Here is a 13,651-nt window from a genome sequence, read left to right on the forward strand (position 1 = left end):
GGTGGTCACACGGAAGTACAGCACGACACGCAGCATTCTGCTGTTCGAAGGCGGCGACAGGCTTGCCTATTGGCGGCGCTTTGCCATGCTGCTGACCCTTTCAGTGATCATCGCTACCATGGGGCTGCTGCGGAACTCTGGCGCCGTGGTCATTGCCGCGATGTTGGTCGCGCCGCTGATGACACCAATTCTGGGCATTGCGGCTGCGATGGTCATGGGCTGGCTGAAACGCGCTTTCGTTCTGACCCTGACGGTCTGCATTGCGGCGGTTCTGTGCGTTCTGATGGCCTGGATCCTGGTCTATCTGGCCGATGTCCCGCGCGGCATCCTGATCCCCGATCAGGTCTTGGCCCGCACCGACCCGGGCACCGAAGACCTGATCGTGGCGCTCGCGGCCGGCGTGGCCGGCGCATACGTCCAGATCAACAAGGCCGAACTGAGCCTGCTGCCCGGCGCCGCCATCGGCGTGTCTCTGGTTCCGCCATTGTCCGCGTCCGGGATCCTGCTGTATTTCGGGGAATCCGCCGACGCCTACGAGGCGGGTCTTTTGTTCGCGACCAACCTTGGTGCGATCGTTTTGTCGGCCTGCGCGGTCTATATCGTCTATGCCGCAAGGTCGGTTGCATTCGGCAAGGGCCGGCGCAAGCTCAACTTTACTGCCGGTGTCGTGATAACCATGGCGTTCCTGGCCCTCGTCGTGGTCCAGTTAGGCAAATCGACTTACAACCGTTACCTGGAAACCCGTACCGAGGCCGAGGTTGCGCAAGCGATCCGCGACTGGGCGGACCCGGTATCGGTCGAGATCATCCGCATCGACGTGAATGCCAAGCGCAAACGGGCCGAGGTCTGGGTGATCGTCGATCTGCCGCCCGAGGCGCAATTCAAGGTCTCGTCCGTTGCCGGGCTGTTGCCCGAGAGCCTGCGGGAAACGTCGCTGGTGGACGTTCTGCAGGATGAACTTGGCCCCGGCTATCTCGCCGTCATCCGGTACCAGACCCGCATCGGCGCGCAGGTCATTCTTGGCACCGAAACCGTGCAACAGGCCCCGGATGTCGAAAAGCTGAGCGACGAGGAATGACGGTCTGCGCCCGGCTGCCTCTGGTCAAGCGGGGCCAGCTTTGCCATAGGTGGCGCAACGCCGTTTCAACAGCCCGAGGCCCGCATGACCCAGATCATCTCCGCGCTTGACCAGATTTCCGACCGTTATAAGGCGCTGTTCGTGGATCTGTGGGGCTGCGTCCACAACGGCATCACAGCCTACCCCGAAGCTGTTGCCGCGTTGAAGGCCTATCGCGACCGGGGCGGCAAAGTGGTGTTGGTGACGAACTCTCCGAAGCCGCGTGCCGGGGTTGCAGAGCAGTTAAAACAGTTCAACGTCCCCGCGGACTGCTACGACACCATCGCGACCAGTGGTGACTCGGCCCGGTCCGCCATGTTCCGCGGGGCCGTGGGCGAGAAAGTCTATTTCATGGGTGAGTGGGAGCGCGACGCTGGGTTCTTCGAGCCGCTGAAAATCCTGGAACATCCGATCCACATCGAACGCGTGCCGCTGGACCAGGCCGAGGGGATCGTCTGCTGTGGCCCGTTCGACCCGATGGCCGACCCGGCCGTGAACCGCCCGGACTTCCTGTATGCCAAGCAGAAAGGCCTGAAGCTGTTGTGCGCCAATCCCGATATCGTGGTCGATCGGGGCGAAGTTCGGGAATGGTGCGCCGGTGCGCTGGCCAAGCTTTATTCCGAAATGGGCGGCGAGAGCCTGTATTTCGGCAAACCACACCCGCCCATTTATGATCTGGCCCGGCGTCGCCTGCATGCGCTGGGAACGGACGTGCCGGATGACGAGATTCTGGCCATCGGCGACGGTCCGCATACCGACATAGCCGGCGGCATGGGAGAGGGAATTGATTCCCTGTTCATCAGCGGCGGTCTGGCCGCATCGGAAACAAAAACGTCGCACCAGCCGGATCCGAATGCTTTAAGCGATTATATTTCCAAGGAAAATATCAACCCAACCTACACGATCGGTCGTCTGCGCTAGGCAGAAAACGCTTGATTTTCTGCAGTTGCGAAGTAATAAAGTTGCCAATCTTGGGTCTTTGGTGATTTTTTGTTGCCGGGCCGATGCATAGTGAGGGCAACATGTTGGACAATCTTCCACGCGGAACGATCTGTATCGAAGACATCGAAATGGGCATGACCCGCTACCTGCGCAAAGTGGTCACGGACGAAGACATCGAGATGTTCGCCCAGGTCTCGACCGACCGGAACCCGGTGCATCTGGATGACGACTATGCCCGCGATACGATTTTCGAGGGGCGCATCGCCCACGGGATGCTGACAGCTGGTCTGATCTCGGCCGTGATCGGTGAACAGCTTCCGGGCCATGGTACCGTCTACATGGGCCAGTCGCTCAAATTCCTTGCACCGGTCCGCCCCGGCGACATGGTCTATGCCGAAGTCAAGGTGATCGACATCGACTTCGCCAAGCGCCGGGTCAAGCTGGATTGCCATTGCGCAGTAGACGGCAAGAAGGTTCTGGTTGGCGAGGCGATGGTTTTGGCTCCATCACGGAAATTCGACTGACGGCAGGTTTTGACGCCCTGCTGGGCGCTGGTCTGGAACTGCCGCTTGAACCCGGCGGACAGTCCCGCTAGGCAAGCCCCATGCAGATCATCCGGGATTTCCAGTTTGTAGACCCAGAGGACCGCGGCGCCAGCGCCGCGATCGGGAATTTCGACGGCGTTCATATTGGCCACCAGTCGGTGATCGATCTGGCCCGGAAGGCATGCCCCGAAGCACCCTTGGGCGTTCTGACCTTCGAGCCGCACCCGCGCGAATATTTCGCCCCGGATGCCCCTCCCTTTCGTCTGATGCGGGGCAATGCGCGTGCGCACCGGCTGGAGAAGCTGGGTGTACAGAAACTCTACGAACTGCCGTTCAACGCCGCGCTTGCCGGGCTGACGCCCGAAGAATTCGCCCGCAACGTGATCTGCCAAGGCTTGGGTCTGGCCCATGTGGTGATCGGGGCAGATTTCTGTTTCGGCAAAGGCCGCAGCGGCACGGCGCAGGACATGGTGCAGTTCGGCCAGCAGATGGGGTTCGGTGTCACCATCGCCCCATTGATGCAGCAGTCCGATCACGTGGTCTCGTCCACCGCGATCCGGCAAGCCCTGAGCGACGGCCGCCCGCGGGACGCGGCGGCCATGCTGGGCCACTGGCACCGGATCGAAGGCGAGGTTATCGGCGGCGAACAGCGCGGCCGCGAATTGGGCTTTCCCACGGCAAACATGTCGATCGAAGGAATCCACCCCCCGAAATTCGGCGTCTACGCGGTTCTGGTCGACGTGCTGGATGGCCCGCATGCCGGCAGCTATCACGGTGCGGCCTCGGTCGGGGTGCGGCCGATGTTCCATGGCGAGGTGCCAAATATCGAAACCTTCCTGTTCGACTTCTCCGGCGATCTCTATGGGGCGACCCTTTCGGTTGGCCTAGTCGAATTCCTGCGCCCCGAGATGACCTTTGGCGGCCTCGATGCCCTGATCGCCCAGATGACCGAAGACTGCGATCGCGCGCGCAAGATCCTAGCCACGACATGACCAAGGATCCGATCGACCGCGCCGGGTTGGCCCCGCGTTTCTGGGAGCGCAAACCCCTGCAGAAGATGAACCCGCGCGAATGGGAAGCCCTGTGCGACGGCTGCGGTAAATGCTGTCTGAACAAGCTTGAGGACGAGGACAGCGGCGAAGTTGCCCTGACCCGTGTCGCCTGCCGGCTGCTGGATGACGCGACCTGCCGCTGCACCCAGTATGACATCCGCCACCAGTTCGTGCCGGAATGCATCGTCATGCGCCCCGACAACATTCACGAACACGCCTACTGGTTGCCGCAAACCTGCGCCTACCGCCTGTTGTGGGAGGGCAAGCCCCTTTACGATTGGCACCCGTTGCTGTCAGGGTCGCCCGACAGCGTCCACGCCGCCGGCGTTTCGGTTCAAGGGCTTACCGTGTCCGAATTCGAGACGCCCGAGGAAGAGTGGGAAGACTATATTATCGAGGAGCCAACCTGATGCATTTCGCCTCTGACAATTCCGGGCCCGTCCACCCCGAGGTTCTGACCGCTCTGGCCGAGGCCAATCAGGGCTATCAGATGGCCTATGGCGCCGATGACCTGATGAACGAAGTGCGCGACCGGATCCGGGGCATATTCGAGGCGCCCGGGGCGGCGGTCTATCTGGTGGCGACCGGAACGGCGGCCAACTCGCTGGCTCTGGCAACCCTGTCGCAGCCGTGGGAGACCGTATTCTGCTCGCCCGTCGCGCATATTCATGAGGACGAGTGCAACGCGCCCGAATTCTACACCGGCGCCAAGCTGACGCTGGTTCCGGGCGGCGACAAGATGCAGCCGGACGCACTGCGCCGCACCATCGCCGCTGAAGAGACCCGCGGCGTGCACGGGCCGCAACGCGGGCCAGTGTCGATCACACAGGTGACCGAGCGCGGCTCGGTCTATTCGCTGGCCGAGCTGCAGGCCCTGTGTGGGGTCGCCGAGGAGTTCGGCCTGCCCGTCCACATGGATGGTGCGCGGTTCACCAATGCGCTGGTCGCGCTGAACTGCTCTCCGGCCGAGATGACGTGGAAGGCGGGCGTGGATGCGGTCAGCTTTGGCGGCACCAAGAACGGGCTGATGGGGGTCGAAGCGGTGATCTTTTTCGACGAAAGCAAGGCCTGGGAGTTCGAGTTGCGCCGCAAGCGCGGGGCGCATCTGTTTTCCAAGCACCGGTATCTGTCGGCCCAGATGGCGGCCTATCTGCGCGATGATCTGTGGCTGCGCTCGGCCCGTAGGGCCAACGCCAATTGCGCGCGTCTGGCCGATGGGCTGCGGGCTGCGGGTGCGCAGTTCCTGCATGAACCCCAAGCCAACATCATCTTTGCCAGCTTTCCCCGCAGCCTGCACAAGCGGCTGCACGCGGCCGGTGCGGTCTATCACCTGTGGGGCGACCCGCTGGACGGCCCGGACGAGGACGAGATGCTGGCCTGCCGGTTCGTCTGCGACTGGTCGACACCGACCGAGGAAATCGACCGGTTTCTGGCGCTGCTCTAGGCGCGCCAGAACGCGTCGATCTGCGTGGCGGTTTCGCCGGGGTGCGAGACGGGCAGCATGTGCCCTGCCCCCTCGACAACGCCCTGCCGCGCATCGGGCAAGCGGGCGCACAGCCCGGCATTGACCACGGCCATGATCGGGTGCGAGGCCGATCCATGCAGCAGCAGGATCGGCATTTCGGCCCGCGCAATGGCCTGCGGGGCCAGCAGGCCGGTGGTGTCGCGGAACAGCGGCCCCTCGACCGCGCCGACCACTCCGACGCCCCGGATCATCGCATTTCGGGTTCGCTCGGGCAGATCCGGCCAGCGCGGGCTGCGGTCGGTCGTGCCCCACATGCGGTTGAACAGGCGGGCGGCCCGGGGCGCGTCGCCTTCGGCAAGGGCAGCCTTGTATGGCTGGGATTCGGCCGCGTGCCGCGTCGCAAGCGCTGGTGCGTCCTGGTGGGCGACCGCAAAGAACACCGGTTCGATCAGAACGGCGCTGCGCACAAGGTCCGGGTATTCGATGGCCAGCCGCAGGGCGACCATCGCACCGAAACTATGCCCGATCACGTCCATCGGTTCGCTCAACTGCGCCCGAGACAGGGCGGTGGTGAGGTCAAAAAAATCTCCCTGCCCGTCCCAATCCGGGCTGCGTCCGTGCGACAGCATGTCGGGTGCAGTCAGTGTCGCCTGGTCGCCCAAGGCGGCCGCCAGACCGGACCACGCACCAGAATGTGCAATCGTGCAATGCAGCGCCAGCACCTTGCGGGCACCTGCCCCATGAGTGCGAACGTGGACGGGCGGCAGCACGGCCTTGGCCACGGTCATGCTTTAAGCGTCGCCAGATGCTCGTCCAGATCGTCAAGCCGGTCCTGCCCCCAGAACCTTTGGTCGTCCTGCGTGATGTAGAAAGGCGCGCCGAACACGCCGCGGTCCACCGCCTCTTCGAGGTTGGCCGCATAGGTCTCGGCCCCGACCAGCAGTCCGCTGTCGGCCAGCGCCGGATCAAAGCCCGCCCCGGCCAAACAGTCGCGGATCACGTCGTCCTGCGCGATGTCCTTGTCCTCGGCCCAGCAGGCGCGCAGGAAGGAATGGCACAGTTTGCCCACGTCGCCGGACCCATCCTGAATGGCCGCGATGATGGCGTATGAGGACGGCGCCGCGTTGGTCGGCCAATGTGCAGGTTGCAGGTTGAACGGCAGGCCCGTCTTCTTGGCCTGACGCACCAGTTCCTGCGCCCGGTATTCGATGCGCGACGGGTGGCGGTCTTTTGGGGGCACGCCGCCGGTGCGCCCGAACAGCGCGATGATGTCGACCGGCTTGTAGGCGATGGTGGCGCCGTGCTTGGCCGCGATCTCCTCCAGCCGCAGTCCGGCGAGGTAGGAATAGGGCGACAGTGTCGCAAAAAAGTAGTCAATGTCGGCCATGTGCACTTTCTCCACCCAGTTACCTTTGCGGAACCGTAAGGCCATGCTAAGCGGTGTCAACATCACGAATCTGTCACATTGCCACTGCTGCCCGGGGACCTCAGCCGATGCCGACACATCACGAACCCAAGCTTATTGCTGGGAACGCAAACCTTCCGCTTGCCGAAACCATCGCGCGCCGCATGAGCCTGCACCGCGGCGTGAACCAGCGTCTGGTAGATGCGCGGGTCGAACGGTTCAACGATGGCGAGATCTTTGTCGAGGTTTTCGAGAACGTCCGGGGCGAGGACATGTTCATCATCCAGCCCACCTCGAACCCGGCCAATGACAACCTTATGGAGCTTCTGATCATCGCCGATGCGCTGCGCCGATCGTCGGCGGCGCGGATCACCGCGGTTATCCCCTATTTCGGATATGCCCGCCAGGATCGCCGCACCAAGGCGCGCACCCCGATCAGCGCCAAGCTTGTGGCCAACATGCTGACCGGTGCCGGGATCGAACGCATCCTGACGATGGACCTGCATGCGGCACAGATCCAAGGGTTTTTCGACATGCCGGTCGACAACCTGTATGCCTCTCCGATCTTTGCGCTGGACGTGAAGGACCAGTTCCGCGACCAGATGGACGATCTGATGGTGGTTTCGCCGGACGTCGGCGGTGTGGCTCGTGCCCGCGAGCTGGCCAAGCGGATCAGCGCTCCTCTGTCGATCGTCGACAAACGGCGTGAAAAAGCCGGGGAAGTGGCCGAGATGACCGTGATCGGCGACGTGAAGGACAAGATCTGCCTGATCGTCGACGACATATGCGACACGGCCGGTACGCTGTGCAAGGCGGCGCAGGTGCTGATAGACAACGGCGCACGCGAGGTTCACTCGTACATCACCCATGGCGTCATGAGCGGTCCGGCCGTTGAACGCGTCTCGAACTCGGTGATGAAATCGCTTGTTTTGACCGACACGATCATGCCGACCGAAGACATCAAGAAGGCCAAGAATATCCGCACGGTGCCGACGGCCCCGATCTTCACACAGGCCATTCTGAACATCTGGCAGGGCACATCAGTATCGTCGCTGTTCGAAGACAAGACCCTGATCCCGATCTACGAATCCCTGTACCACACAGACTGAAGAAACCGGAAAGCCATTCCCATGACCGCCAACAAACGTCTGGTTCTTTCCAGCGATCACGCTGCCATCGACCTGCGCAAGGAAGTTGCCGCTTTTGCAGCGGCACAAGGCTGGGACGTTCTGGATCTCGGCCCTGACAGCCCCGAAAGCACGGATTACCCCAAGCACGGCAAAGCCGCCGCCGAGGCCGTCGTCTCGGGCGAGTGCCAATTGGGCATTGTCCTGTGCGGCACGGGGCAAGGTATCATGATGGCTGCAAACAAGGTTCCCGGCATCCGCTGCGGCGTCTGTTCGGATACGTTCTCTGCTCGCATGATCCGCCAGCACAATGACGCCAACATGCTGTCGATCGGCGCGCGTGTTGTTGGCACTGGATTGGCGCTGGATATTGTCGATGCCTTTCTGAGCACCGAATTCGAAGGCGGCCGGCACGCGAAACGCGTGGCAATGATCGAATCCTAAGTCATTACGGATGGCCCGCTGGGAACGGCGGGTCAGGAGATGTCCCAGTCGTCCTCGTGGGCAACTTCCCCGATCGCGGTCCATGCCACGCGGATCCGGGCGATACGGGTGTCCGACCACGTCCGGAACACCGCATCAAAGCCCGTGGTTGTAACATTTTCGGACAGCAGCTCGGCGCGCAAGGCCGATGAGGTATCGACATCCCACAAGGACACTCCAATCTGCACGACGGGCGGGGTGCGGAAGGGTTGGCTGAAGGTGACGGGCCGGCGTCGTTCCCGCGGCCCCTCGCCCGTCCACATGTCTCCGCCATCTGCGAATTCCGAGAACAGAACCTCTTCACCTCGGTCAATTCCGATGGGGTGGGTCAAGAATTTCTTCATTGCGCATCAATTCCTATGAATTTCCGCAACTTATCCTGACCTTTCGGCGAAATCACGACAAAAAAACGGCCCCGCAGCAGCAGGGCCGTTTCCAATTCTGACGGTGCATCAGCCGTTACAGGCTCATGTGCGTTCCCAGCGCTTCCATGTCGGCCAGCAGCTTGGCTGCCTCGTCGACAATGGTCTGTTCGCCGTTTTCCTTCGCCGCCTCGTGCAAGGCGCGAGCCTCGGCAATCAGCTCGTCCAGATGCGTGCGGGTCACTTCGTCAACCGGGATGGCCTTTTCGGCCAGCACCGACAGAGCATCGCCGTTGATCTGGGCAAACCCGCCGGTGACCAGGTATTCGCTGGTCCCTTCGGGCGCTTCGACCTTCAGGATGCCCGGACGCAGCGTGGTAATGGTGGGGGCATGATCGGGCATCGCCGTCATGTCCCCGTCCGCACCGGGAATCTGGACCGCGCTGGCCTGAAGCGAAGCAAGGCTCCGCTCCGGGCTGACGAGGTCGAATTGCATCGTGTTTGCCATCGGGGATACTCCTTAGGCAGCAGCTGCGGCCATCTTCTCGGCTTTGGCGATCACTTCGTCGATGCCACCAACCATCAGGAAGGCCGCTTCGGGCAGGTGGTCGAATTCGCCGGCCACGACACGCTCGAACGAGTCGATGGTGACTTCCAGCGGAACCTGCACACCCGGCGAACCGGTGAAGACTTCGGCCACGTCGAACGGCTGCGACAGGAAGCGCTCGATCTTGCGGGCGCGGGCCACGGTCAACTTGTCCTCTTCCGACAGTTCGTCCATGCCGAGGATGGCGATGATGTCCTGCAGCGACTTGTAGCGCTGGAGAATCTGCTGAACGTCGGTCGCAACCTTGTAGTGACGCTCGCCGACGATGGCCGGGTCAAGCAGGCGCGAGGTTGAGTCGAGCGGGTCCACGGCCGGGTAGATACCCTTTTCCGAGATCGCACGGTTCAGAACGGTTGTTGCGTCCAGGTGTGCGAACGAGGTTGCCGGCGCGGGGTCGGTCAGGTCGTCCGCAGGCACGTAGATCGCCTGCACCGAGGTGATCGAGCCCTTCTTGGTCGAAGTGATGCGTTCCTGCAGGGCGCCCATGTCGGTGGCCAGCGTCGGCTGGTAGCCCACCGCCGAAGGAATACGACCCAGCAGAGCCGACACCTCGGAGCCCGCCTGCGTGAAGCGGAAGATGTTGTCGACGAAGAACAGAACGTCGGTACCGGACTGGTCGCGGAACTGCTCGGCCAGGGTCAGGCCGGTCAGAGCAACACGGGCACGCGCCCCCGGAGGTTCGTTCATCTGACCGTAGACCAGGGCCACCTGGCTTTCCGACAGGTTGTCGGGCTTGATGACGTTCGATTCGATCATCTCGTGGTACAGGTCGTTCCCTTCACGGGTCCGTTCACCAACACCCGCGAACACCGAGAAGCCCGAGTGCACTTTTGCGATGTTGTTGATCAGTTCCATGATCAGAACGGTTTTACCAACGCCGGCGCCGCCGAACAGGCCGATCTTACCGCCTTTGGCGTAGGGGGCCAGCAGGTCGACAACCTTGATGCCGGTGACCAGAACTTCCGACTCGGTCGATTGTTCGTCGAAGGTCGGCGCGGGCTGGTGGATCGCGCGGGCCTCAGACGCTTCAACCGGACCTTTTTCGTCGATCGGTTCACCGACCACGTTCAGGATGCGGCCCAGGGTGGCGTTGCCAACCGGAACTGAGATCGGTGCGCCGGTGTCAGTCACGGCTTCGCCGCGGACCAGACCTTCGGTCGCGTCCATCGCGATGGTACGGACGGTGTTTTCACCCAGGTGCTGAGCAACTTCCAACACCAGGCGCTTGCCATTGTTGGTAGTTTCCAGCGCGTTCAGAATTTCAGGCAGCTGATCTTCGAAGTGCACGTCGACGACGGCCCCGATGATCTGTGTGACTTTGCCTTTTGCATTCGCCATGTTTCGTCTCCGGTTTTCTTACAGCGCTTCGGCGCCGGAAATAATTTCAATCAGCTCGTTGGTGATCACGGCCTGACGCGAGCGGTTGAACTGGATCGTCAGCTTGTCGATCATCTCGCCCGCATTGCGTGTCGCGTTGTCCATCGCGGACATCCGCGCACCCTGTTCAGACGCACCGTTTTCGAGCAGAGCCGAGAAGATCGCTGTCGCGACCCCCTTGGGCAGCAGGTCGGCCAGGATGGCCTCTTCGCTGGGCTCGTAGTCGAAGATGGCACCGCTGTCGTCACCCGTCGCTTCGTCTTCGAACGAGGCGGGGATGACCTGCTGTGCCGTCGGAATCTGGGTCACAACGTTGACGAACTTCGAGTAGAAGATCGTGGCAACATCGAACTCACCCCCGTCAAAGCGGGACAGGATGTCCTTCGCGATGTCCTGCGCGTTGGTGTAACCAATGCGTTTTACTTCGCTCAGGTCGACATGACCGACGAACAGATCGCCCAGATCACGCTTGAGCGCGTCGCGGCCTTTCTTGCCGACGGTCAGAACCTTGACCGTCTTGCCTTTGAGGCGCAGCTCTTCCGCCTTTTGGCGGGCTAGCTTGGCAATGTTCGAGTTGAAGCCGCCACACAGGCCGCGTTCAGCTGTCATCACGACCAGCAGATGGACATCATCACTGCCCGTACCACGGAGCAGCTTGGGGGCGCTGTCGCTGCCCCCGACCGACGCCGCCAGCCCCGCCATCACGGCATTGAACCGTTCGGCATAGGGGCGCGAGGCTTCGGCAGATTCCTGGGCGCGGCGCAGTTTTGCTGCCGCAACCATCTGCATGGCCTTGGTGATCTTGCGGGTCGATTTGACCGACTCGATCCTGTTTTTAAGGTCCTTTAGACTTGGCATCGCCGCGTCTCCTTAAGCGAAGGTTGCGGCGTATTCGTCCAGCGCAGCCTTGATCTTGTCGGCAGCCTCGCCCTTGATCTTGGGATCTTCGTCGGTGATCCACTGCAGCAGATCGGCATGCTTGCCGCGCAGATGCGCCAGCAGACCCGCTTCGTAGCGGCCAACGTCCGAAACGTCGATCTTGTCGAGATAGCCGTTGGTGCCGGCGAAGATCACGCAGACGATTTCCGCGTTGGTCAGCGGCGAGTACTGCGGCTGCTTCATCAGCTCGGTCAGACGCGCACCGCGGTTCAGCAGCTGCTGGGTTGCGGCGTCCAGGTCGGAACCGAATTGCGCAAATGCAGCCATTTCGCGGTACTGGGCCAGTTCCAGTTTCACCGGACCGGCGACCGACTTCATCGCGTTGGTCTGAGCCGACGAACCCACGCGCGAAACCGACAGACCGGTGTTCACGGCGGGGCGGATGCCCTGGTAGAACAGCTCGGTTTCCAGGAAGATCTGGCCGTCGGTGATCGAGATCACGTTGGTCGGAATAAAGGCCGACACGTCGCCACCCTGGGTTTCGATGACCGGCAGAGCGGTCAGCGAACCGGCACCGAAGTCTTCGTTCAGCTTGGCCGAACGCTCCAGCAGGCGCGAGTGCAGGTAGAAAACGTCACCCGGATAGGCTTCGCGGCCCGGCGGACGGCGCAGCAGCAGCGACATCTGACGATAGGCGACGGCCTGCTTGGACAGGTCATCATAGATGATCAAAGCGTGGCGGCCGTTGTCGCGGAAGTACTCGGCCATCGCGGTTGCGGCATAGGGCGCCAGGAACTGCATCGGCGCCGGGTCGGACGCGGTTGCGGCCACGACGATCGAGTATTCGATGGCGCCGGATTCTTCCAGTTTCTTCACCAGCTGAGCAACGGTCGAACGCTTCTGGCCGATGGCCACGTAGACGCAGTACAGCTTCTTCGATTCATCGTCGCCAGCGGCTTCGTTGTAGACCTTCTGGTTCAGGATGGTGTCCAGAGCCACGGCGGTCTTGCCGGTCTGACGGTCGCCGATGATCAGCTCACGCTGGCCACGGCCGATCGGGATCATCGCGTCAACCGACTTCAGGCCGGTCGCCATCGGCTCATGCACCGACTTACGCGGGATGATGCCCGGCGCCTTGACGTCTGCGACGCCGCGCTGCTTGGCATTGATCGGGCCTTTGCCGTCCAGCGGGTTGCCCAGACCGTCAACAACGCGGCCCAACAGTTCGTCACCAACCGGAACGTCCACGATCGAGTTGGTGCGCTTGACGGTGTCACCTTCCTTGATGTCACGGTCCGAGCCGAAGATCACGACACCGACGTTGTCGGCTTCGAGGTTCAGCGCCATGCCCATGATGCCGCCGGGGAACTCGACCATCTCACCCGCCTGCACATTGTCCAGGCCGTAAACACGGGCAATACCGTCACCGACGCTCAGCACGCGGCCGATTTCGGCCACCTCTGCTTCTTGACCAAAATTCTTGATCTGGTCTTTCAGGATTGCAGAAATCTCTGCGGCTTGGATACCCATTTATCCGACCTCTTTCATTGCATTCTGTAGGGAGTTGAGCTTGGAGCGGATCGAACTGTCGATCATCTGCGAGCCCACTTTGACGACAAGACCACCGATGAGGCTTTCATCGACGGTCGCATTGATGGTCACGTCCTTGCCCACGCGCTCGGACAGTGTCTTGGACAGTTTTTCCAGCTGGGTCTTGGTCAGCGCCTTGGCCGAGGCAACTTCGGCAGTCACTTCGCCGCGCTCGTCGGCCAGCATTTCGCGCAGAACCTTGATCAGCTGCGGCAGCACGAACAGACGGCGCTTCTGCGCCATCAGAGCCAGCGTGTTGCGCATGATCGGGTGCAGGCCCATCTTGTCGGCCACGGCGGTGATGGCCGCCTGCTGGTCGGCCCGGGAGATCAGCGGCGAAGAGATCACCTCGCGCAGGTCCGCGCTTTCACTCAATGCAGCCGAAAGGTCATTGATGCCGGTTTCCAGACCTGCAAGGTCCTTGTTCTCTTTTGCGATCTCGAAGATCGCCGTTGCATAGCGTTTGGCTATGCCCGTCGAAATCGAAGCTGGTTCGGACACGTCCACCCTTCCGATATTTTGGGCCCCGATTTCGCGTGCGGCAGCTGAACCGGGGGCGTGAGGAAACCCCGTCCTGAAAGGGCGGGGATCAAAATCACCGGGGATGTAGCAGAGCCTAAGCCACCTAGCAATATGTTATGCCGGGCTCAGCTTTATCCACAAAATCTTTCTTTTCAATCGGTTACGGAAACTGCGACGG

Annotated in this window: 16 protein-coding genes; 8 read left to right on the top strand and 8 right to left on the bottom strand. The window is 62.0% G+C overall.

All coding sequences use genetic code 11. The annotated features are described in order from the left end of the window. Window position 1: 1 nt before the first annotated feature. From ACR0NB_RS09275 to ACR0NB_RS09300, 6 genes are all read left to right on the top strand, one after another. Window positions 2-1,078 (top strand): DUF389 domain-containing protein, encoded by a 1,077-nt coding sequence (locus ACR0NB_RS09275; RefSeq protein WP_217357129.1) that lies wholly within the window; start codon window positions 2-4, stop codon window positions 1,076-1,078. Between the two features lie 84 nt (window positions 1,079-1,162). After that, window positions 1,163-2,038 (top strand): TIGR01459 family HAD-type hydrolase, encoded by an 876-nt coding sequence (locus tag ACR0NB_RS09280; RefSeq protein WP_170357129.1) that lies wholly within the window; start codon window positions 1,163-1,165, stop codon window positions 2,036-2,038. A gap of 101 nt (window positions 2,039-2,139) precedes the next feature. Next, entirely contained in the window at window positions 2,140-2,583 is a 444-nt protein-coding gene (locus tag ACR0NB_RS09285; RefSeq protein WP_093964645.1) for a MaoC family dehydratase, read from the top strand. 80 nt (window positions 2,584-2,663) lie between these two features. Further along, window positions 2,664-3,596: a bifunctional riboflavin kinase/FAD synthetase gene (locus ACR0NB_RS09290; RefSeq protein ID WP_480775474.1), complete on the top strand. Its 933-nt coding sequence runs from the start codon at window positions 2,664-2,666 to the stop codon at window positions 3,594-3,596. After that, window positions 3,593-4,066: a YcgN family cysteine cluster protein gene (locus ACR0NB_RS09295; protein WP_480775475.1), complete on the top strand. Its 474-nt coding sequence runs from the start codon at window positions 3,593-3,595 to the stop codon at window positions 4,064-4,066. Before ACR0NB_RS09290 ends, ACR0NB_RS09295 begins: the two co-directional genes overlap by 4 nt. Continuing rightward, window positions 4,066-5,100: a threonine aldolase family protein gene (locus ACR0NB_RS09300; protein ID WP_480775476.1), complete on the top strand. Its 1,035-nt coding sequence runs from the start codon at window positions 4,066-4,068 to the stop codon at window positions 5,098-5,100. Before ACR0NB_RS09295 ends, ACR0NB_RS09300 begins: the two co-directional genes overlap by 1 nt. Here the strand turns inward: ACR0NB_RS09300 and ACR0NB_RS09305 are convergent. Further along, window positions 5,097-5,909 (bottom strand): alpha/beta fold hydrolase, encoded by an 813-nt coding sequence (locus ACR0NB_RS09305; RefSeq protein ID WP_480775477.1) that lies wholly within the window; start codon window positions 5,907-5,909, stop codon window positions 5,097-5,099. The genes ACR0NB_RS09300 and ACR0NB_RS09305 overlap by 4 nt on opposite strands. Further along, window positions 5,906-6,508: a 2-hydroxychromene-2-carboxylate isomerase gene (locus tag ACR0NB_RS09310; RefSeq protein WP_093965029.1), complete on the bottom strand. Its 603-nt coding sequence runs from the start codon at window positions 6,506-6,508 to the stop codon at window positions 5,906-5,908. The genes ACR0NB_RS09305 and ACR0NB_RS09310 overlap by 4 nt, the downstream gene beginning before the upstream one ends. A 107-nt stretch (window positions 6,509-6,615) precedes the next feature. On the opposite strand from ACR0NB_RS09310, the gene ACR0NB_RS09315 reads away from it, so the two are divergent. Both ACR0NB_RS09315 and rpiB read left to right on the top strand, forming a co-directional pair. After that, entirely contained in the window at window positions 6,616-7,635 is a 1,020-nt protein-coding gene (locus tag ACR0NB_RS09315) for a ribose-phosphate pyrophosphokinase (RefSeq protein ID WP_093964640.1), read from the top strand. A gap of 21 nt (window positions 7,636-7,656) precedes the next feature. Continuing rightward, window positions 7,657-8,097 (top strand): ribose 5-phosphate isomerase B, encoded by a 441-nt coding sequence (gene rpiB / locus ACR0NB_RS09320; protein WP_170357125.1) that lies wholly within the window; start codon window positions 7,657-7,659, stop codon window positions 8,095-8,097. A gap of 32 nt (window positions 8,098-8,129) precedes the next feature. On the opposite strand, the gene ACR0NB_RS09325 is transcribed toward rpiB, so the two are convergent. The 6 genes from ACR0NB_RS09325 to ACR0NB_RS09350 all read right to left on the bottom strand — a co-directional run bounded on the left by ACR0NB_RS09325 (window position 8,130) and on the right by ACR0NB_RS09350 (window position 13,452). Beyond that, window positions 8,130-8,480, bottom strand: coding sequence for an H-type lectin domain-containing protein (locus ACR0NB_RS09325; RefSeq protein WP_093964638.1), 351 nt, complete (start codon window positions 8,478-8,480; stop codon window positions 8,130-8,132). Between the two features lie 115 nt (window positions 8,481-8,595). Further along, window positions 8,596-9,006: a F0F1 ATP synthase subunit epsilon gene (locus ACR0NB_RS09330; protein WP_170390887.1), complete on the bottom strand. Its 411-nt coding sequence runs from the start codon at window positions 9,004-9,006 to the stop codon at window positions 8,596-8,598. A gap of 12 nt (window positions 9,007-9,018) precedes the next feature. Next, window positions 9,019-10,443, bottom strand: a complete 1,425-nt coding sequence (gene atpD / locus ACR0NB_RS09335; RefSeq protein ID WP_170357123.1) for a F0F1 ATP synthase subunit beta — start codon at window positions 10,441-10,443, stop codon at window positions 9,019-9,021. An 18-nt stretch (window positions 10,444-10,461) separates the two neighbouring features. Further along, window positions 10,462-11,340: a F0F1 ATP synthase subunit gamma gene (locus tag ACR0NB_RS09340; RefSeq protein ID WP_170357122.1), complete on the bottom strand. Its 879-nt coding sequence runs from the start codon at window positions 11,338-11,340 to the stop codon at window positions 10,462-10,464. A gap of 12 nt (window positions 11,341-11,352) precedes the next feature. Continuing rightward, on the bottom strand, window positions 11,353-12,891 hold the full coding sequence (gene atpA / locus ACR0NB_RS09345; RefSeq protein WP_170339951.1) for a F0F1 ATP synthase subunit alpha: 1,539 nt from the start codon (window positions 12,889-12,891) through the stop codon (window positions 11,353-11,355). After that, on the bottom strand, window positions 12,892-13,452 hold the full coding sequence (locus ACR0NB_RS09350) for a F0F1 ATP synthase subunit delta (protein WP_093965027.1): 561 nt from the start codon (window positions 13,450-13,452) through the stop codon (window positions 12,892-12,894). Between the last annotated feature and the right edge of the window lie 199 nt (window positions 13,453-13,651).

This window comes from Ruegeria sp. CG3, assembly GCF_056537205.1.